17 protein-coding genes and 1 tRNA gene are annotated in these 18,910 nt (G+C 68.2%); 5 read left to right on the forward strand and 13 right to left on the reverse strand.

Features of this window, described 5'->3' with window-relative positions; translation table 11 throughout:
- The 7 genes from AC1DG4_RS05795 to AC1DG4_RS05825 all read right to left on the reverse strand — a co-directional run.
- On the reverse strand, positions 1-799 hold a 799-nt coding region (locus AC1DG4_RS05795), incomplete at its 3' end, for a Gfo/Idh/MocA family protein (protein WP_477421125.1).
- A 70-nt stretch (positions 800-869) separates the two neighbouring features.
- Complete coding sequence (locus tag AC1DG4_RS05800; protein WP_477379356.1) at positions 870-3,035, reverse strand: hypothetical protein; 2,166 nt, start codon at positions 3,033-3,035, stop codon at positions 870-872.
- A 102-nt stretch (positions 3,036-3,137) separates the two neighbouring features.
- Complete coding sequence (locus AC1DG4_RS05805; RefSeq protein ID WP_477421126.1) at positions 3,138-4,529, reverse strand: alpha-L-fucosidase; 1,392 nt, start codon at positions 4,527-4,529, stop codon at positions 3,138-3,140.
- Positions 4,526-6,541, reverse strand: coding sequence for a DUF2264 domain-containing protein (locus tag AC1DG4_RS05810; protein WP_477379360.1), 2,016 nt, complete (start codon positions 6,539-6,541; stop codon positions 4,526-4,528). Before AC1DG4_RS05810 ends, AC1DG4_RS05805 begins: the two co-directional genes overlap by 4 nt.
- Positions 6,542-6,591: 50 nt before the next feature.
- A complete protein-coding gene (locus tag AC1DG4_RS05815) occupies positions 6,592-8,253 on the reverse strand; it encodes an extracellular solute-binding protein (RefSeq protein WP_477379362.1) in 1,662 nt (553 codons plus the stop codon).
- Between the two features lie 51 nt (positions 8,254-8,304).
- A complete protein-coding gene (locus AC1DG4_RS05820) occupies positions 8,305-9,255 on the reverse strand; it encodes a carbohydrate ABC transporter permease (RefSeq protein ID WP_477379364.1) in 951 nt (316 codons plus the stop codon).
- Complete coding sequence (locus AC1DG4_RS05825) at positions 9,245-10,294, reverse strand: ABC transporter permease (RefSeq protein WP_477379366.1); 1,050 nt, start codon at positions 10,292-10,294, stop codon at positions 9,245-9,247. The genes AC1DG4_RS05820 and AC1DG4_RS05825 overlap by 11 nt, the downstream gene beginning before the upstream one ends.
- A 224-nt stretch (positions 10,295-10,518) precedes the next feature.
- Between AC1DG4_RS05825 and AC1DG4_RS05830 the strand changes: the two genes are divergently transcribed.
- Together AC1DG4_RS05830 and AC1DG4_RS05835 are read left to right on the forward strand one after the other, a co-directional pair.
- Positions 10,519-11,541, forward strand: a complete 1,023-nt coding sequence (locus tag AC1DG4_RS05830) for a hydroxyacid dehydrogenase (protein WP_477379368.1) — start codon at positions 10,519-10,521, stop codon at positions 11,539-11,541.
- 56 nt (positions 11,542-11,597) lie between these two features.
- Positions 11,598-12,701: a LacI family DNA-binding transcriptional regulator gene (locus AC1DG4_RS05835; RefSeq protein ID WP_477379370.1), complete on the forward strand. Its 1,104-nt coding sequence runs from the start codon at positions 11,598-11,600 to the stop codon at positions 12,699-12,701.
- Between the two features lie 75 nt (positions 12,702-12,776).
- Here the strand turns inward: AC1DG4_RS05835 and AC1DG4_RS05840 are convergent, their stop codons facing one another.
- Together AC1DG4_RS05840 and AC1DG4_RS05845 are read right to left on the reverse strand one after the other, a co-directional pair.
- Positions 12,777-14,231, reverse strand: coding sequence for a carboxylesterase family protein (locus AC1DG4_RS05840; protein WP_477421127.1), 1,455 nt, complete (start codon positions 14,229-14,231; stop codon positions 12,777-12,779).
- Positions 14,224-14,829 (reverse strand): TetR/AcrR family transcriptional regulator, encoded by a 606-nt coding sequence (locus tag AC1DG4_RS05845; RefSeq protein WP_477379374.1) that lies wholly within the window; start codon positions 14,827-14,829, stop codon positions 14,224-14,226. Before AC1DG4_RS05845 ends, AC1DG4_RS05840 begins: the two co-directional genes overlap by 8 nt.
- Positions 14,830-14,907: 78 nt before the next feature.
- Here AC1DG4_RS05845 and AC1DG4_RS05850 point away from each other — a divergent pair, with 78 nt between their 5' ends.
- Entirely contained in the window at positions 14,908-15,294 is a 387-nt protein-coding gene (locus AC1DG4_RS05850; protein WP_477379376.1) for an MmcQ/YjbR family DNA-binding protein, read from the forward strand.
- 133 nt (positions 15,295-15,427) lie between these two features.
- Here the strand turns inward: AC1DG4_RS05850 and AC1DG4_RS05855 are convergent.
- Positions 15,428-15,500 (reverse strand) — tRNA-Arg (locus AC1DG4_RS05855).
- A 69-nt stretch (positions 15,501-15,569) separates the two neighbouring features.
- Between AC1DG4_RS05855 and AC1DG4_RS05860 the strand changes: the two genes are divergently transcribed.
- On the forward strand, positions 15,570-16,148 hold the full coding sequence (locus tag AC1DG4_RS05860) for a hypothetical protein (protein ID WP_477379378.1): 579 nt from the start codon (positions 15,570-15,572) through the stop codon (positions 16,146-16,148).
- A 29-nt stretch (positions 16,149-16,177) separates the two neighbouring features.
- Here the strand turns inward: AC1DG4_RS05860 and AC1DG4_RS05865 are convergent, their stop codons facing one another.
- Entirely contained in the window at positions 16,178-16,567 is a 390-nt protein-coding gene (locus AC1DG4_RS05865; protein WP_477379380.1) for a DUF1304 domain-containing protein, read from the reverse strand.
- 45 nt (positions 16,568-16,612) lie between these two features.
- The gene (locus AC1DG4_RS05870; RefSeq protein ID WP_477380378.1) at positions 16,613-17,311 is read right to left on the reverse strand and encodes a helix-turn-helix transcriptional regulator; all 699 of its coding nucleotides are present in this window, start codon (positions 17,309-17,311) and stop codon (positions 16,613-16,615) included.
- 73 nt (positions 17,312-17,384) lie between these two features.
- Here AC1DG4_RS05870 and AC1DG4_RS05875 point away from each other — a divergent pair, with 73 nt between their 5' ends.
- Positions 17,385-18,128, forward strand: coding sequence for an alpha/beta fold hydrolase (locus AC1DG4_RS05875; RefSeq protein WP_477379382.1), 744 nt, complete (start codon positions 17,385-17,387; stop codon positions 18,126-18,128).
- A 35-nt stretch (positions 18,129-18,163) separates the two neighbouring features.
- Here AC1DG4_RS05875 and trmB read toward each other — a convergent pair whose 3' ends face one another.
- On the reverse strand, positions 18,164-18,889 hold the full coding sequence (gene trmB / locus AC1DG4_RS05880) for a tRNA (guanosine(46)-N7)-methyltransferase TrmB (protein ID WP_477379384.1): 726 nt from the start codon (positions 18,887-18,889) through the stop codon (positions 18,164-18,166).
- Positions 18,890-18,910 lie beyond the last annotated feature (21 nt).

Below are 18,910 nucleotides of genomic sequence, written 5' to 3' on the forward strand. Positions count from 1 at the left end.
CCCCCGAATCGGTGCGCATCATGATCATCGAGATGTCCTCGACATCGATCACCGGATTCAGATCCCGCTGCTCCGCCGGCGGCCAGTTATCCATCGAGAACCAGTCACCCATGCGCCGGTCCGAGTTATCACGCCGGGACTCCACCCGCCCATACACGGCGAGGTCACCGACCCCGACCACGGTCCGCGAGGAGGTGCCGGCGAGCCAATGCATCACATCGATGTCATGCGCACCCTTCTGCAGCAGCAGGCTCATCGACTTGTCCCGCTCGGCATGCCAGTCCTTGAAGTAGTAGTCACCGCCATGACCGACGAAATGACGGCACCAGATCGCCTTGACCTCCCCGATCTCCCCACGATCGATGACGTCCTTCATCATCCGCACCACCCGCATATGCCGCATATTGTGCCCGACATAAAGCTTCGACCCCGTGCGATACGCGGTCTCCAAGATCCGGTCCGCGTCCTCGATCGAGATCGCCAGCGGCTTCTCCAGATAAACCGGAACCCCGCCCTCAAGAAGCTCGACCGCGATATCGGCATGAGTGAAATCCGGCGTCGTGACGAACGCCCCATCAAGCACCACACCCGAAGCGAGCAGATCAGAGACCGAAGCGAACACCGGGACATCCCCGAACAGACGCGCAGCCCGCTCATGCGTCTGCCGCGCAGGATCCACCGCCGCGACCACCCTGCCCCCCGCCCCCGCAACATGCAACGCCACCCCCGCACGCGCACCCACACCGATCACCGCCGAACGGAACTCCTCGGTCGGCGGGGTCTGGTCGTGTTCTCTCATGTCATTCCTTTCTGGTCGGTCGTGGCGAGGCCGGACCGGGGAGCCCCGGTCCGGCCTGTTGCGACGGGCGTTAGCGCACGGTCAGCGTCACGGACTGCGAGGCGTCTCCCGGCGCCTGCTGCTCGAGCCGCATGCGTTCGTTCACGTACTGCAGGGCGAGGCCGCTGTTGCGATTGACCAGTCGGTAGGTGGTCGATCCGTCGAGCGAAGTGCCGTCGGTCGCGACGCGCTGCAGGTACCACTGATCGCTGCCCCCTGGCGTGCCGAGGCCCGCCGAGGTCAGGGGCTGGGCATCGGCCTGCGGCGTCCCGACGGTCACGACGGCATCGACCGCGCGCTGCGCGGCGGGCGCGGAGCCCGACACCTGCAGGTCCTTGCCGGTCGCCGCATCGACGAGGCGGTAGAAGCCGCTGTTCTCATCGCTGCTGCCCCGGACGTCCTTGACGGGCTCGAGCTTCCAGGTGGAGACCCCGGTCGCCGCCCCGTTGCCGCCGTCCAGCCCCGGGCCCCGGTTCGCCGTCACCGCCTTGCCGCCGACCCGCAGCACGTAGGCCGAGCCCACGCTCACGGCATCACCTGCCGTGTCCCGCGGTGTGTACTCGGTGCTCACCGCCGCTGATCCGTCGCCGGCGGTCTGCGCGATGTCGACGACCTTGCCGTTCAGATCCGAGATCGTCAGGAACGATCGTCCGGTGACGTTCTGGTTCGTCAGGCTGCCGTTGTCGAGGGAGGTGAGGTAGCCGCCGTTGGATCCGGCGGGCATGAGCCCCACGACCTTCCACGAGTTCGGATCCCCGAGATCCGCGGTCTCGTAGACGTTGCCGTCGTAGCCGACGATGCGGTAGAGCCCCGAGAACGCGTTGTACGAGATGGCCGACTCGTTGTTGGCCGACGGCAGGTACAGGTGGTTCGAGACCGGATCCTTGTAGTACGCGCTGTTGGTGATGAGGTCGACCGTCTGTGCAGCCCCGCTGCCCGGGTCCGTCTGAGTGACGTAGATACCGCCCGTGACGACCTTGACGCCGTTCTCGTACCTGTCGTCGACCGCCTTGAGGGTCATGTCCTGCCCGGTCACCGGGTCGCGGTAGGTCACCGTGCGATCCGGCGCCGACTGCCCTGTGGCGTTGTCGATGACCGTGTGCGCCAGGGTGTTCGCCGTGTAGGTGCGGCCGGAGGCGTCGGCGAAGACGATCAGATGGTCGGCACCGACCTTGGCCGCCTGATAGGACGCGGATGCGGTGTCGCCCGACCCCTTCCAGGCGATGAGGTCTGTCGCCGGGTCGTAGGACACGTTCAGTCCGCCGATGGAGTTGACGTTGCCGTCGATGCCGCCGACGCCGGGCTGCGACCACGATCCGTTGTACCACTTCTGCCAGGTGCCGCTGGCCATGCCGCCGCTGATCGGCGCGCGCGCCATCTCGGTCCAGCTGGCCAGGGTCGACGAGGCCGGCTTCTTGTAGATCTTCACGTTGTAGGTGACGTAGAAGTAGCCGGTCGAGTAATCGATGAACAGCCGGCACCCGGAGTTCCCGAAGGGGTACGACTGCCCCGGCGACGCGGTGTCGTCGATGACCTGGTCGTCATCCCACGCCGACGTCAGCGCGGGCCCCGCGTACTGCCAGGAGGCGCCCTCATCCTTCGAGGTCGCGAGCAGGATCCGGTTGTTGTGATGCCCCGTCGAGACCTTGTCGGCGATCGTCGCGTCCGCTCCCTTGGTCTGCCAGGGGTCGAACTGGAACTCGTCGTTGAGCAGGGCGTGCCAGGTGCCCTGCGGATCCACCCACACGCCGATGACGTCGCAGTGGTCGTCCTGCTGCGGCGACGGGATCGGGAAGGTCGGATCCTTGTCCAGCTGATAGCAGATCGTGCCGGCGTCGGCGTAGTAGGCGGGCGCCTGCACCTTCTGCGTCGTCGTGCCCATTCCGGCGGACACCGCGCCCATGTCGGTGTTCGTGAACGTGCGCGCCCATGCACTCCCGGGGCTCGTGCTGTAGGCGGTGAGAGCGTTCGTCCAGTGGAACTGGCCGTCCTTGCCGAGATAGGCCGACCCGGCGATGTCGCTGGTCAGTCCGCCCTTCAGCGTCGTGCTGCCGGCCGCGGTGTACTGCGGAGGCGTCGGCGCGGTGTCCGCCTGTGCGGCGGCAGGCAGCGCGAGTGCGAGGACCGCGCCCGCGGCGAGAGCCGGGGTCAGTCGTCGCCAGCGGGCTTTGCGTTCTACGGTGCGGTGCGGTTTCATGGTGATGCCCTTTCCTATTCCTCTTCGAAGCGGAGGGTTTGGGTGTGTCCTTCCCGTTCCCCACGTCGCAAGCGCGGAACGGGAAGGCGCCCGCTCATGCGATCACACGAGCGCGACGTCCGGGTTGGGCTCGCGCGGGCCGCTCGCCTGCTCTGCGGCCACGGTCTCGAGCGCGAGCACGATCGGCATCCCCGTGGACGCGGGAGCCGGGAGCTGGACGGTGTGCGCGTCCAGCACGGTGTAGGGCGCCTCCGCGCCGTCGGCGAGCGCGCGGACGGCGCGCAGCGCGACCCCGGAGGGCAGCGCGATCGTGAGGATGCCGGAGACGGGGATTCGGGTGACGATCGCGTGCACGATGCCCGCGGATCCCTCGGCCGGCGCGTCCGGCTCCAGGGGCGCGGTGTAGAAGCCCCAGCCCGGGTAGTCCCAGCCCGCCGCGGGGCCGCTGTCGTGCACCGCCGCGCCGTTCACGGCCATCCAGGCGCCGACGGCATCGGCCAGGCCGACCTCGACGGGCGCGAGCGAGCCGTCGCCGCGCGGACCGAAGTTCAGCAGGAGGTTGCCGCCGAGGCTCACCGTCTGCGCGAGCTGCTCGACGATCTGCGCCGGGGTCTTCCGTCCTCGCTCCGCCCACGCGGAGTCGTGGAAGCCCCAGCTCGCCTGGGTGAGGGTGGCGCAGGCCTCCCAGTCGTGCACGGCGACCGAGGTGTCCCAGGGTGCCGGRAGCCGGCGCTCGTAGCCGCTCTCGTAGTCGCCCATGAGGGCTCCGTTGGAGTCGAAGTGCCGCGCTCCCCGATCGTCGGCGCGGAGGCGGCTGTTCACGATCGCACCGGGGATCCGCTCCTTGAGGAGCTGTTCGATCTCCGCCGTCCAGCGGCCGTTGGCCTTGACCGACTCGTCCCAGGTGCCGTCGAACCAGAAGCCGCGCACCCGGGGGTATCTGTCGGCCAGTTCGAGCAGCTGATTCGTCGCGAAGTCGAKGTAGCGGTCGAACGCGACGCGGTCGTCCTCGGATTCGATCGCGTATCGCCAGTCGGGGTGATGCCAGTCCAGCACCGAGTAGTAAAGGTGGGTGGCGAGGCCCTCGGCCTGGTAGGCGTCGAGGATCTCCCCGAGCACATCGCGTCCCGAAGGCGTGGCGGCGACGGTGAAGTCGGAGTACGCGCTCGGCCACAGGCAGAATCCGTCGTGGTGCTTGGTGGTGATCGTCACGTAGCGCGCGCCCATCCGCTTGGCCGTGCGCGCCCACTCGGCCGGGTCGAACCCGTCGAGCGTGAAGTCGGCGGCGAGCGCGGCCCAGTCCTCCCGGCTCACGTCCGCCGAGTGCGTGAGGAACTCGGCCGCGAACTCGATCGTGCGCCCCTGCCAGGTCCCCGCCGGGATCGCGTACAACCCCCAGTGCACGAACTGCCCGAACCGGTCGGCGCGGAAGGCACGCATCGTCGGGTCCTCGCGGCGGGCGCCGCGGCCTGCGCCGTACTGCAGCGGGATCATCGCGCTTCCCCTCGCGGACCGGTCAGTCCGGGATGTCCGTCCCACGGGACGAAGGTCGCGAGATCGAACTCCGACGTCGCGCCCGAGGCCCACACGAGGCGCACGCGCGTGCCGTCGACGTCCGCCCGCACGCGGTCGCGCCAGCCCCGCGGATCCACCGCGCCACCGCGTTCGAGCACGTGCAGGGTGATCACGACCGTGCGGCCCGTGCCGGTGACGCCTCGGAGCGCGGGGGTCGCCGAGTGCGGTCCCATCGCGTTCGCGTCGCGGTAGGCGAACACCTGAGCGCGGGCCGGGGCACCGTCGTCGGCGACGGCGGGCTCGGGGGCATCCCACCCGTGCAGCCCGACGACCGCGGCGAGCAGGCCGTCGCGGCCCTGCGCCCACGCTCCATCCTCGAAGACGCCGGTCGCGAGCTCGCGATCGTCGGCGACCGCCCAGCCGCCCTCGCGCATCGCCCAGGGCCGGTCCGTCTGCACGAGGTGCGCACGGACCTCGGCCGTGCCCTCCCCCGCGGTGACGGTCGTCACGGCAGTGCCGGGCAGGGCGCGTCGGTGCAGCTGCGGTACGTGCACGGATCCGGCAACCTCACCCTCGACGCGGGTGGCGCGCAGGGAACTGCGGCGGCTGCCGGCGCCGTCGTCGTCGAGCAGCGCGAAGTGCGAGTCGATCGCCTCGGCCCAGGCCGGCCCGGTGCCCGGCGCGGTGTGCGTCGAGTACGCGAACTTGGCATAGTGCGGGTCGTCGCGGTCCTCATCCTCACCGACGGGCAGCGTCGTGTGGTCCGAGCCGTGGTTCGCCATCCGCACGATCCCGTCCGAGGCTCCGCGCAGCACCCACCCCACGGGTTCGATCGGGGCGGTGAACCCTCCGCGGTCGGAGGGCTGCGCCTCCTCGACGTCGGTCCAGACCGGCGCGGTCTCGGGCTGCGCGAGCCCGAGGAAGCCGATGCCTGCCAGATACGGGGATCCGAAGCCGCTGTAGTCCTGGCACATCGGCTCGAACTCGTCGTACCAGCCCAGGCTGAGCGGACCGTCGGCGCCGACTCCCTGCGCGGTGAAGCGCGCGAGCACGCCGGAGGCGATGCGGCGGGTCTGGCCGGGGGTGAGCGCGCTGGCTCCCGAAGCCTCCGCGCACCAGAAGGCGGCGAGCACGGCCGTGCGGTAGGTGAGCGAGCGGCCCTGATGCAGGAGCGCGCCGTCGGTGGCGACCATGTGCGCCTGCGATGCAGTGAAGTCGTGGAGGCGCTCAAGGTACCGCTGCCCCTCGGGCGTGTGCACGGTGTCCGTCATCCGGTACCAGGCCCAGAGGTAGGGGTGGATCGCCCAGGCGTTGTAATAGTCAACGGCATGCTCCGGACCATCCGTGTACCAGCCGTCGCCGAGATACCAGCTCTCCACCCGCGCCACGTTGCGGACCGCATGCAGTCCGCGCACGTCCTCGTCGACCGAGCGCAGGAAGCCCTCTGCCATGGCGGGGAACAGCTGCCAGTTGTTCTGCCACACCTCGCAACGGGCATGATGTCGCAGCCAGTCCGCGATCTGAAGCTGCTCCGGCCGGGTCAGACCCGACCACAACCGGTCACGGCTGATGTGCAGGGAGAACGCGACGTTCGCGGCCTCGACGATCGAGTTCGTGATCCCGGTCAGGGGCAGGCGGCAGCTGACCCCGCGGGGCCATTCCTCCGCCCCGCCCGGCCGAGTGCCGGCCAGCAGCGCGCGGGAGTAGTACTCCAGGTGCTCCTGGACGACCGGGTCCCCCGGATCCACGGCACCCGCGATGCGCGGAGCGGCGAGCAGGAACGACCGACCCACGGCCTCCATCCCCTCGCGTCGTGGTCCGTCGCCGGTGATCCGTCCTGGCAGACGCGGCAGGGCGCCCTCCGGGCTGGCGTAGCGGCGCACCTGGCCCAGCCAACGGTCCGCCACCGCCTCCCATTGCGCCCTGCCCCAGCCCGTGAACGGGGAGAGGACCGGATCCATCGCGATCGTCGTCGAGATGTCTTCCCTCACGGTTCCCTCTCCCCCGCCGCCCTCTCCCACGTTCACGGATCCGCTGCGTCTCAGGCGCTCGGGGACGGGCTGGCCGTCGCGCCGCTCAGCGCCTTCTGGAACTCGGAGCGGATGGCGTCGCCGCCCGCGCTCTTCCACGTCGAGATCGCGCTCTTCACGTCGTTCAGCGAACCACGTCCGGCGATGTAGTTGGTCACCGCGTCCGAGACCGGCTTGGCGATCGTGATCCCCTGCTTCGCGTTGGTCGGGCTGAACAGGCCCAGAGTCGGATCCGCCACGCCGATCGGGACGAGCTTCGAGTACGCGTCGTGCAGCACTTTGATCGCATCGGGGAACTGCGGCGAGTACAGCGTGTTGGGGCCTGCCGCCAGATACCTCCACGGGACGGCCGTGTTCAGGGCCGCCGCGGGCGTCGGGATCGGGTTGCCCTTGGCGTCGCGGGTGTAGTCGGTGCCCTCGGCGCCGAAGTTCATCAGGAGGTACTCCTCGCTGCCGAACGGCGCCGCCAGGAAGTTCGCCACCTGCAGCACCTGCGTGATGTGGTCCGTGCTGCCCTTCTTCACCATCGTCCAGGCGAAGTCGATGTTGTCCAGCCACACCGTGGCCTTGCCGCCCGTGGCGCTGAACGGGATGAACGGGGCGACCTTGTTCGCGGGGTTCGCCGCGGGCACGGTCTGCTGGTATCCGCCGGGCTTGCCGAAGGCCGGCAGCCCGTCGTAGATCTGCGCGACCTGGCCGGAGATGAACGCGTTCGACATCTGCGACTTGGTCCAGCCCTCGCTGCCGGGGGCGAAGCATCCCGCGGCGTAGAGTTTCTGCACGAACGAGACCATCTCCAGGTACTCCGGTGTCTCGATGTCCTTCACGAGCTTGCCGCTCTTCATCGTCCAGTTGTACGGGACGTGGAAGATGTGCTCGAACGGGATCAGACCGAACTTGGTGCTACCGAGGGCCCAGCGGTCGGCGCCGGTGAGCTGCTTGGCGAGGGAGAGGTAGTCGTCGGCGTTCTTGATGGTCGAGGTGTCGGTGACGCCTGCGGCCTCGAAGAAGGTCTGGTTGATGAAGCCGGATCCGCCGGTCATGCCGCGAGGGATCGGGATTCCGTAGAGCTTGCCGTTCTGCACGGCCGGCTTCCAGAACGCCTGCGGGATGTTGGCCAGGTTCGGGTAGTCCTTGGATTTCTCGCCCGCGAGGAACGGTGTGAGGTCCTGGCAGGCCGACTCGAGGAAGCCGATGATGTCGGCGATCGCAGCGCCGTCGTTGAGCATGAGGTCGGGCATGTCTCCGCCCGCGATCACGGTGTTGAGCTTGGTGTCGTAGTCGTCGCTCGAGACCGCGGTGATGTCGACCGTGCCGCCCAGGCGCTTGTTGATCTCCTGCCAGGCCGGGTTGGACGCCGCGGGCGTGGGCGGCGGACCGAAGATGTTCGTGATCGCGGAGACCTTCTGCCCCTTGAGGAACGGTGCAGGCACCGATCGGAACGGCTTGGCCGGGTAGTTGAAGAAGGCTGCGGGAACCCCCTCGGCAGTACCGGCGAGATCGGGCGTCGCACCGTTCAGCGGGATGTACTTCGGCAGCACAGAGGCCGAGGCGGCGGAGGCGTTGAGGGCGCCCTTCGTGCCGCAGCCGGCGAGGGAGCCCGCGGCGACGACGCCGAGGACGCTGAGAGCGGCGAAGGACAGGAAGGTCCGCCGGTTCGTTTCGAGAGCCACGATGGGCTCCTTTCTTTGCAGGGGAGGTGGATCGATCGGGTGGAACGGGACTCAGCCCTTGACGGCGCCGGTGAGGACGCCCTTGGTGAAGTACTTCTGCAGGAAGGGATAGACGAGCAGGATCGGGATGACGCTGATCACGACGACGGCCATCTGGATCGCCTGCGACGGCGCGGAGATCTCGCCGGCCGACGCCGTGTCGAGCGGGGATCCCAGCAGCACGTACTGGCGCAGGATCATCGACAACGGCCACATGTCGCTGTTCAGATAGAGCATCGCGTTGAAGAAGGCGTTCCAGTAGGCGACCGCGTAGAACAGGCCGACCACGGCCAGCACGCCCTTGGACAGCGGCAGCACGATCTTGACGAGGATGCGGAAGTCTCCGGCGCCGTCGATCCTCGCCGCCTCGAACAGCTCCTGAGGCAGACCCATGAAGAAGGAGCGGACGACCACGAGGTTGAACGCCGAGATCAGGGTGGGCAGTACCAGCGCCGCATAGCTGCCGAGCAGGCCGAGCTGCTTGACCATGAGGAAGCTCGGGATGATGCCGGGAGTGAACAGCATCGTGAACAGCGCTGTCAGCAGGATGAACCTCCCGAACGCGAGATCGCGACGCGAGAGCCCGTAGGCCATGCCGACGGTCGCGGCGAGCGAGCAGAGCGTCCCGATCACGGTGATGAGCATGCTGCGGACGAGCGCCGCGGTCATGATGCCGCCGGAGAAGATCGTCTCGTAGGCGGCGAACGTCGGGTGCAGGGGGAAGAGCACCAGGCCGTTGGCGTTCGCGATGTCGGTGCTGTCCGAGAGGCTGGTCGAGATCACCGTGAGGAACGGGTAGATCGTCGCAACGCAGATCAGCGTGACCACGAGTGCTTTGCCCGTGATGCCGAGACGGCTGGGCTTCTCCATCCAGGCCGGCCGCGCCGACTCGGCATTGCGGTTCCTGCGTCGGGTACGGGGCATGACGACCGCCCTGGTCGTCAGCTGCACGTCACTTGCCACTGGAGTACACCCCTTCCTGGCCGAACAGATGAGCGACCTTGTTGGCGCCGAGCACGAGCGCGAGGCCGACGATGCCCTTCACGAGACCGACGGCCGCTGCCGGGCCCCATTGCCCGTTCTGGATGCCGTGGTAGTAGACCCAGGTGTCGAGCACCTCGCCGGCCCCCGCGCCGACGTTGTCGCGCTGCAGCACGATCTGCTCGAACCCGACCGAGAGGATGCTGCCCAGGTTCAGGATGAGCAGCAGGATGATGACCGGCATGATCCCGGGGATGGTGATCGTCTTCATGCGCTGCCAGGGGCCCGCGCCGTCCACGGCGGCGGCCTCGTACAGCTCCTGGTCGATGTTCATGAGAGCGGCGAGGAAGATGATCGTGCCCCACCCTGCGTCCTTCCAGGCCGACTGGATCGATACCAGGAACGGGAAGAACCAGGGCGTGGTCATGGCCTCGAACGGCTGCATCCCCATCGCCTGCATGAGGTGCGGCACCACGCCGGTCGCCCCGAGCACCTGCCCGAAGATCGACACGATGATCACCCAGCCGAGGAAGTGCGGCAGGTAGACGACGCTCTGCACGAACTTCCGGATCCGGTTCGACATGATGCTGTTCAGCAGCAGCGCCAGCACGATCGGGATCGGGAAGAACAGCACGAGCTGAAGACCGGTGATCACCAGCGTGTTGCGCAGCGCCTGCCAGAACGTCGGATCCCCGAAGATCTTCACGAAGTTGTCGAAGCCGACCCACGCGCTGTCGATGAAGCCCAGATAGGGCTGGTAGTCCTCGAACGCGACGATGTTGCCCGGCAGGGGCAGCCAGTGGAAGACCACGAAGTAGAGGAACCCCGGCGCGATCAGCAGGAGCATGACCCTGTCGCGCTTGACCCGCTCCCAGAGGCTGCGCTTGCGGTGCGCGGGCACGCTGTCGACCCGCGAGGCCCGGCGGCGCACCTTCGCCGCGGGACGCGCGGGCTGCGCACCCGCAGCGCCGTCGCCCGGAGTCGTCGTGCTCTGCACGAACGGCTCGCTGTAACTGCTCATCTTCGACCTCGACCTGAGACGGGGAACCTTCATCGGTTCACGCAAATTCTAGAAAGCGCTTGCTGTGCTGCGAACGTACCCGACGGATCTGCGAGTGTCAACGCTCGGTGCGATATCGCTGAAACATTGATTTTCAAGGGCTTGCAACCTCTGGGAACCCTCGCCCCTGTGGACGGAACGCGTAGTATGCGCTTACTATCAGGATGCAGAACGAAAGGATCGCTGTGGATCACAAGCCCCAGACCGCACGCCCCGCCGCCGTGGTCGTCATGGCGGAGGACTCGTTCGTGGAGGTGTTCTCCGCGGATGCCCTCGCGCGGCTTCGGAACACGGTCGACATCGTGGGACCTCTTCCGATCAGGGACTTCGCCGCGCCCGCGGCCCGTGAGGCGCTGCAGGAGGCGCGCATCATGTTGACCGGCTGGGGCGCGCCGCGCATCGATGCGCACGTGCTCGACCTCGCTCCTCGGCTCGAGGCCGTGGTGCACACCGCCGGCACCGTGAAGACCTTCCTCGACGCCGAGGCGTTCCGCAGGGGCATCAGGGTGAGCACGGCGGCGGCGGCGAACGCCACGCCCGTGGCGGAGTTCACGCTCGCCGCGATCGTTTTCGGACTCAAGCGCGCGAGCCGTTTCGCACACCAGCTGCGCACCACGCAGCGGCATCGCACCGTCGACGGCATCCCCCCGATCGGGACCAACGGCGTCACGATCGGAATACTCGGTGCGTCGAGGGTCGGCCGCGAGGTCATCGCCCTGGTCTCCCGGCTGGATGCGCGGATCCTGGTCTGCGACCCCTATCTGACCGCCGCGGAGGCCGCACGACTCGGCGTCGAATCCGTTTCCCTCGCGGAGATGTGCCGCCGCAGCGACGTGCTCACCCTGCACGCCCCGAGCACGCCCGACACGCGCCGGATCATCGGTGAGCGCGAGCTCGCGCTCCTGCACGATGGCGCGCTCATCGTGAACACCGCCCGCGGCGCCCTCATCGACACGGAAGCCCTGTCCGCGGAGCTCGTGACCGGACGCCTCGACGCATATCTGGACGTCACGGATCCGGAGCCGCTACCGGCGGGCTCTCCGCTGTACTGCCTGCCGAACGTGGTGCTCACGCCGCACATCGCCGGCGCCCTGGGGAATGAGATCCATCGGCTGGGCGACTCCGCTGTGCGCGAGGTCGAGCAGTACGTTGGTCGAGGGATCCTCGCGCACGAGCTCCGCGCCGACGAGCTGGCCTACACCGCCTGATCGAAGAAGCGCACGACGTGAGAGAGCGGGCCGACGGCCCACGAACGGAGGATGGGATGACGACCCAGGACGACCGCGCCACGGTGGGTGCCTTGCACACCGTGACCATGTCCGATGTCGCCGAGCGGGCGGGAGTCTCCTCGGCCACGGTCTCCCGCGTGCTCAACGGCAACTACCCGGTGGCTCAGGCGACGCGCGATTCCGTGAACCGGGCCATCGAAGATCTCGGCTACACGGCGAACGCGCACGCCAGAGCGCTCGCGAGCTCGGCCACGCACAGCGTCGGCATCATCGTGAACGACCTGGTGGATCCGTTCTTCTCGTACATCGTGCGCGGCGTGGAGCAGGAGGCCTCCGCCACGGGCCGGCTCTGCATCGTGGCCGCCTCGCAGGGCGACGTCGACCGCGAGATCGACCTCATCGACCGCATGATCAGCCAGCGCACCGACGCCGTGATCGTGGTCGGCGGAGGTTACGACGATCCGCGCGCACGACGCCGGATGGCCGAACGCGCGAGGACGCTGGCCGGTATCGGATCGACGCTCGTGCTGTGCGGCCGCCCTTCGGTGGGCGAGCAGGCGCCGACGAAGATCGTCGGCTACGACAACGAGGGCGGGGCCTTCGCGGTGACGCAGCACCTCATCGCTCAGGGCCATCGCCGGATCCTCTACCTCGGCGGTCCGATCGGGCTCTCCACGAGCGTCGCGCGTCTGGCGGGCTTCCGCCGGGCGATGCAGTCCCACGGCTACGACGTCCCCCCGGAGCTCGTGCACCAGGGGGCTTTCGGACGTCGTTTCGGCCACACCACGATGGGCGAGATCCTGGACGGGAACCCCGGCATCACCGCGGTYTTCGCGGCGAACGACCTGGTGGCCGCCGGCGCTCTGGACGCGATGACCGCACGCGGCGTGCGCGTCCCCGAGGACATCTCGCTCGTGGGCTACGACGACATCCCGCAGTCCAGCGAGCTCACCCCCAAGCTCACCACCGTGCACGTGCCGCTCGAGGACATGGGACGCGAGAGCGTGCGCCTCGCTCTGAGCCGCACCGACGACGCGTTCGGCCGTCACGCCGAGGGCGAGATCATCGTGGGGACGCGCCTCGTCGAGCGCGAATCCGTCGCCGCCCCGCGTGCGACGCCCTGGGCTCCCCGCTGCTGAACGCGGGCGAGGAGCCTGTCTCGAACGACCCCATGCCCTGCGCTGACGGGCGCCCCCGGAGTCCCGGGGGTCGGGTTACGGACGATCGATTCCTTTGAACGTCTCCAGCACGGTCGTGCCGTGGGTGGTGGCGTCGTCGGGCATGTTGCCGATGCCCTTCGTGGTGGGGACGGCGGTCACGGATTCCCAGAGGTGGTCTGCGTTGCCCGATGCGAGGCTGAGGAGGGCGTCGCGAACAAACTTGTCTCGGACGATCTGCTCGTCGCTGGCGCCGGGCCGAACCTGCCCGACGATGCCGTACATCTCAGTGCCGTGCACGGCCTCGGCTCCCTCGACGGGGCCGATGGAGAGCAGGTGCGCGTTTCCGCCCGCCGCGGCGTGGGCGAGCGCACCGCGAGCCTGGGGCAGTGTGAACGAGTAGTCGGTGAGCAAAGCGCCGCGGACCTCGACCGGAGTACGCCCGCCAACGTCGTATGCGCTGATGATCTTCCTGGCCCGGCTACTCGGAAGACGGTTCCGGGTGGCGAACTCTTCTACCAGGCCGTCGATGCTGCCGGGATCGAAATCCTCGGTCCGATACGTGACCCAGTAGTCCGTCTCGTGCGTCGTGCTGCTGAACAGGATGTCGACGTCGCGGTGGCGTCCGGATTCGAGGGCCCGCATAGGGTGGGCGGTGAGGACGCCTCCCGGCCGGTTCGAGTCATCGACGAGCGCGACGACGTCGTTGTCGATCCCGTGCGCGGCGCCGGGATCTGGCGACTGGGTCCTGCTCATCGTCTCGGCAAGGAGACGCGCGTCGATGTTCAKGAGCTGCTCGGGGTCGTCCTGGATTCCGAGCGCGGTGAGGACTGCCAGGRCACGTTCTTCGGCGCCCCACGCCGGTACCTGGCGCGAGGGCATGCCGGAGAACGCGGCAATGCGGTGGTACAGACCGTCTGCTGAGGGCGCTGCGAGCAGAGCCAGTGCCGAGAAGGCGCCGGCGCTGTGACCGGTGACCGTGATGTTGTCCGTGTCGCCACCGAAGCGGGCGATGTTCTTCCGCACCCACCGCAGGGCGGTGATGATGTCCTGCAGGCAGAGGTTGGTCGCTTCTGCGAGTGCGCCGCCGTAGTGGGAGAGGGACAGCGCTCCGAACGCGCCGAGCCGATAGTTGAGGGAGACTCCGACGGCCTTGCCGGTGGCGGCGAGGCCAGCCAGGTTGGACGTCGTTTGAGTGTTCGCACCGAGCATCCACCCTCCGCCGAAGATGTAGACGATCACGGGCAACGGCTCGTCGCCCGCATCCTCCGGCGCCCAGACGTTGAGGTTCAGACAGTCTTCACTGAATCCGCTATCGGCTTCCAGCCAGCTGGTATCCCCTGCCTGCAGGGGCGCCGGTCCCTTCTGGTCGTAGGGCAGGCGGGGGTCGAAGGGCAGCAGGACCGGGCGGCGGAACCGTTCCGCGGTGGCGAACGGAATACCCAGCCAGGAGCGGACTGTGTGCTCGGCAGTCAGGGTGCTGCGACCGAGGGCGCGCATCGATTCAGGCATGGTTCTGCTCCTCATTGTGGAACGGGTGCCCCGGTGCGGGGATGTTGACGAGGGCGTGGAAGGCCTGACGTACGGTGCGTTCGTCCAGGTCCGCGTGGGGGTGCGCCAGCCGGTGGCTCCACCAGCCCCAGAGCATCGCATTGACGGACAGAGCTGTGCTGTTCGGCATCACGCGGTGCAGCAGGACGAGGGAGTCGTCTTCGACTGCCTGAAGAACGTCCGCGATTTTCGGATTTCGCGCGCCGTAGTGACGTATCTCTTCGTAGAGGCGGATGTCGTCAATCGTGGGGCTCGTTGCGCCCATCGTCGCGTCTACCAGCACGTCGACCACGTCGGCCCGGGTCTGCGCCCGACGGAGCGGGTCCGCGTAGCGAGGTTCGAGATCGGCGCGGGTCGTGTCGAGCGCGCTCACGATGAGGCCCTCGAGCGTGGGGAAATAGTAAGTCATCGATCCCAGCGGAACTCCGGCATGCGCGGCGACACCGCGATACGAAGCCGCCTCGATCCCCCCGGCCATGATGACCTCCAGCGTTGCCTGAAGAATGCGGGCGCGGCGTCCGGGGTCGTTTGGCTTCCCGCGGCGCATGTTCTTCTCCAACCCCGACCTAGTACGTACACTGGTACATACCTTAGTACGTACCGCAAGAGAATCCGAACGCAGGAGGAGGGACATCGCATGAGCGGCGAAGAACTGCAGGAGCTGGCACGGGCGCGGGTTCAGGAGCTGCCCGGCGCGGGGCTGGAACACCCGTTCGGGCCCGGCTGGGATGTCTACAAAGTTCGGGAGAAGGTATTCATGCTGCTCACCGACGTCACCGGCGAACCCATCGTGATCTTGAAGACAGACCCGGAAGACAGCAAGGCGCTTCAGGAGCAGTACGCGGAGATCACTCCGGGATACCACATGAACAAGAAGCACTGGATCACGTTGCACCCGTCCGGCGATCTTCAGGAGCAGCTGATCGAGGACTTGGTCACGGGGTCGTACATACTCGTCGTCGAGAAGTTGCCACGCGCGAAACGCCCGGTCGACCCTGCCAGGTTCGGCTGGCGCCACCAGTGACACTCTTCGAGGCGCGAGCCGACAGCGAAAACCGCCGCGCATCAACGCGAAAAGCCACCTGAACCCAGGTGGCTTTTCGCGTGATCAAGGGATCCGCGTACGGGTTCGCACGCGTTCCACGTGCAAACCCTCGTGCCCCCGACAGGAATCGAACCTGCGACCTACGGTACCGGAAACCGGCGCTCTATCCTCTGAGCTACGGAGGCGTACCGAACGAGCCTAGCATCGGATCCGCCCCGTTTCCGACCTACCGGATCGGGCAGACTGGACGCACGATGACTCTGCCCCCGCCCTCTCCTGCCTCCCCTCAGCCCACCCTGCCTCCGGGCACTCCGGTGCACACGAAATGGGGTTGGGTGACGGCGTGGATCCCCATGGCGTCGCTGCTGCTGACCATCGGGCTGCTCTGGATGATGAGCGCGGCGATGCTGGACTGGTTCCAGCAGCTCGCCTTCATGGTCGTCGCGCACCAGGGCGACCCCCGCGCCCTCGACTCTTCTTTCATCGCCGGCATGTTCGGCACGATGATGCCGTTCACCCTGGGCAGCGCGGCGCTGACCCTGATCAGCTGGGGCCTGTACGCCCTCGGTGTCTTCGCCGCGTACTTCGACTACGCCGCCCTCGGACGGCTGGGCTATCCCCGGCGCTTCCACTGGGCCTGGAACTTCCTCAACCCGGTGTACCCGATCGGGCGCGCGGTCGTGGTGCACCGCCAGACGGGCGCCGGCAGGGCGACGCTGTGGATCGCGGTCTCCGCCACCGCCGCGACCTTCCTCATCTCGATCGTATGGACGCTCTGGCTCGTCTTCGCGATGCTGCAGGTGATGACCGTCTTCACGGGCACGATCGCCTGAGGCGGATCACGGGGTCAGATCACCAGCACTCAGATCAGCACGGCCCCGAGCAGAGCCAGCACCGCCAGCAGCGGGAACAGCCCCTGAACGGTCGCCGCGCGCGCCTTGCTGCGGTCCGAGAGGATCAGCACGAGCGCCGCGGCGAGCATCGACGCGACGCCCGCCATCATCAGCGTCCAGCCGATCGCGAACGACGCGGTCGGGGCGACGATCAGGCCGATGATCACCAGGATCGCGAGGAACAGGTTGTAGAAGCCCTGGTTGAACGCGAGCGGCTTGGTGACCTCCGCATCCTCGGCGGTCGTGCCGAAGATGCGACGGGTGGAGGGATGCGTCCAGCGCACCGACTCCAGCACGAAGATGTAGACGTGGATCAGGGCGGCGAGCCCGGCGAACACGGATCCCAGGATGAAGAGCATGGGCCGATTCTGCCGCGTGCCGCGCACCGGGGCGAGAGGCGCGCTCTATCTCCGGTATCCGTGCACCGGTGCGGCGGTCGCGGGCGGTTCCCCGACCTCGAGGATGGTATGCCCGGTGCACGGCGTCGTCGTCACGCTGGCCCGCTCGATGCGCGACACGGCGAACCATCGCATCGCGTCGCGCAGCCGGCACCACCCGACCAGGTACCACTGGCCGTTCGTGCATGCGAACAGGACGGGCTCGACGTCGCGCGTGGTCGTCGACCCCTCCCTCGCCGTGTAGCGGATGCGGACGACACGCTGATCCGCCATCGCTTCCTCCAGTGCCGACCTGATCGCGCGTGAGGGGACGGGAAGCCGGTCGACCCAGACGCGATCGGCCAACGCGTCGGACCTTGCGCGGGTCCGGGGGTCGAGGACGTCCATGATCTTCCGGACCCCGGCTGCCGCCAGATCCGCGTAAGGGGCATCGGGTGCCGCGGACACGGCCGCCATGAGCGCCACCGCCTGCGCGGCAGTCAGGCTGACAGGCGGCAGAGACCCACCCAGGGCCATTCCGTAGCCGCCGCCGGGGCCCGGGCGCGACCAGAGGGGTGCTCCGCTGCTCTCGAGCGCCGCGAGATCTCTCTTGACGGTCCGGACGGACACGCCGAACTCTCGTGCCAGCCGCTCGGCAGAGCAGCCGCGGGATCCGCTGCGGCGCAGCATCTCGGATAGGGCGTGGAGTCGCTCTGCTCGTTTCACCGCGTCGCTCTCCAGAATTTCATGACATAAATAGTGACATACTGCTGCCCGCGGGGTCGGCGAAGCTGGTGAGATGACACAGAAGACGGGCAACCCCACCATCCTTCTCATCGCCGGCCATTGGCTGGGCGCCTGGGCATGGGACGAAGTGCTCGAGCATCTGGGATCCGTCGGCTCTCACGCCGTCGCGATGACACTGCCCGGTCTGGATGCCGACGATCCGGAGCGGGCCGAGAGAACTCTCGACGATCAGGTCGCGGGGATCCTCGACGTCCTTGCCCGAAACGGCGTCTCTGCGAGCGAGCCCGCGATCGTCGTCGCGCACAGCGGAGCGAACGTCCCCGTCACTCTTCTCCTCGACCGGCATCCCGAGCTCGTCCGTCGCGTGGTGTGGGTCGATTCAGGTCCGGTGGCCGCGGGGAGTGCGTTCGCCCCTGACCTCCCGGAGGAGGTGAAGGATCTTCCGCTTCCCTCCTTCGATGTCCTCGCTCGGCAGGCGAGCCTCGAGGGTCTGAGCACCGATGCCCTCGCACGTTTCCGCGCGCGAGCCGTTCCCGAGCCGGGTCCCGTGCTTCGCCAGCCCGTCCAACTCGTGAACGACGCCCGCCACAGGATTCCGACCACTCTGGTGTGCTGCTCGATCCCGAGTGCTCAGCTGCTGGACCTGGCGCGAGGGGGCCACCCCATGTTCGCCGAGGTCGCGAACCTCGAGCACCTCGACGTCATCGATCTGCCGACCGGCCACTGGCCGCTGTGGAGTCGTCCCCGCGACCTCGCCGACGTCATCCGCTCAGCGGACCGTCCTGCCCTGCGGTAGCGGGCTGCGGCTCGCCCTAGCGGCACGGCGCGCCGTCAGCTCCGCGGCACCCGACGGTAGGCGAGGTCGCGGATGTCGCGGCCCTTCGCGATCCCCTTGCGCTCGAACGCCGTCATCACGCGACCGTCGAAGCGCTCTGCCCACTCCCCCTCGAACGCGCGCTCGAATTCGGGCGCCTCGTCGAGCACCTCGCGCATCTGCAGCGCGTAGTCCTCCCAGTCGGTGGCGAGGCGCAGAAGACCGCCGTCGCGCAGAGCGGCGCCGGCCGTGGCGCCGAAACCAGGACGCACCAGACGGCGCTTGGTGTGCCGCTTCTTGTGCCAGGGATCGGGGAAGAAGATCCACGCCTCGTCGGCGGACCCTGCGGGAAGGTAGGTGGCGAGCACCTCTGGTGCGTTCGCCTCGATCAACCGGAGGTTGCGCACCCCCTCCCGCTCGGCGTCGAGCATCGTGCGGGCAAGACCCGCACGGAACACCTCGACCGCGAGGAAATCCCGGTCGGGGTGCGCTCCGGCAGCAGACACGATCGCGTGCCCCTGACCGGATCCGATCTCCACCGTCAGCGGCGCCTCGCGCCCATAGGCCGCGGCCACCTCGAGCCGCGCCTCGGGGTGCACCGAGGTCCAGGCGACGTCGCGCGGGACGTCCAGCACGTAGAACGCGGCCAGCTCGGCGAACGCCCGCTCCTGCGCCTCGGACATGCGGCCGCTGCGGCGGACGAACGAGACAGGTTCGTCACGGAAGGTGCGGGGTTCGGGCATCCCTCCAGGGTATCCGCCGTC

The organism is Microbacterium sp. 05N427 (assembly GCF_056397105.1).

Excerpts from the sequence above, each read along its gene's own strand:
- AC1DG4_RS05800 (WP_477379356.1), bottom strand. The coding sequence starts at position 3,035 with ATGAAACCGCACCGCACCGTAGAACGCAAAGCCCGCTGGCGACGACTG.
- AC1DG4_RS05825 (WP_477379366.1), bottom strand. The coding sequence starts at position 10,294 with ATGAGCAGTTACAGCGAGCCGTTCGTGCAGAGCACGACGACTCCGGGC.
- AC1DG4_RS05850 (WP_477379376.1), top strand. The coding sequence starts at position 14,908 with ATGAGCGGCGAAGAACTGCAGGAGCTGGCACGGGCGCGGGTTCAGGAG.
- AC1DG4_RS05860 (WP_477379378.1), top strand. The coding sequence starts at position 15,570 with ATGACTCTGCCCCCGCCCTCTCCTGCCTCCCCTCAGCCCACCCTGCCT.
- AC1DG4_RS05865 (WP_477379380.1), bottom strand. The coding sequence starts at position 16,567 with ATGCTCTTCATCCTGGGATCCGTGTTCGCCGGGCTCGCCGCCCTGATC.
- AC1DG4_RS05875 (WP_477379382.1), top strand. The coding sequence starts at position 17,385 with ATGACACAGAAGACGGGCAACCCCACCATCCTTCTCATCGCCGGCCAT.
- trmB (WP_477379384.1), bottom strand. The coding sequence starts at position 18,889 with ATGCCCGAACCCCGCACCTTCCGTGACGAACCTGTCTCGTTCGTCCGC.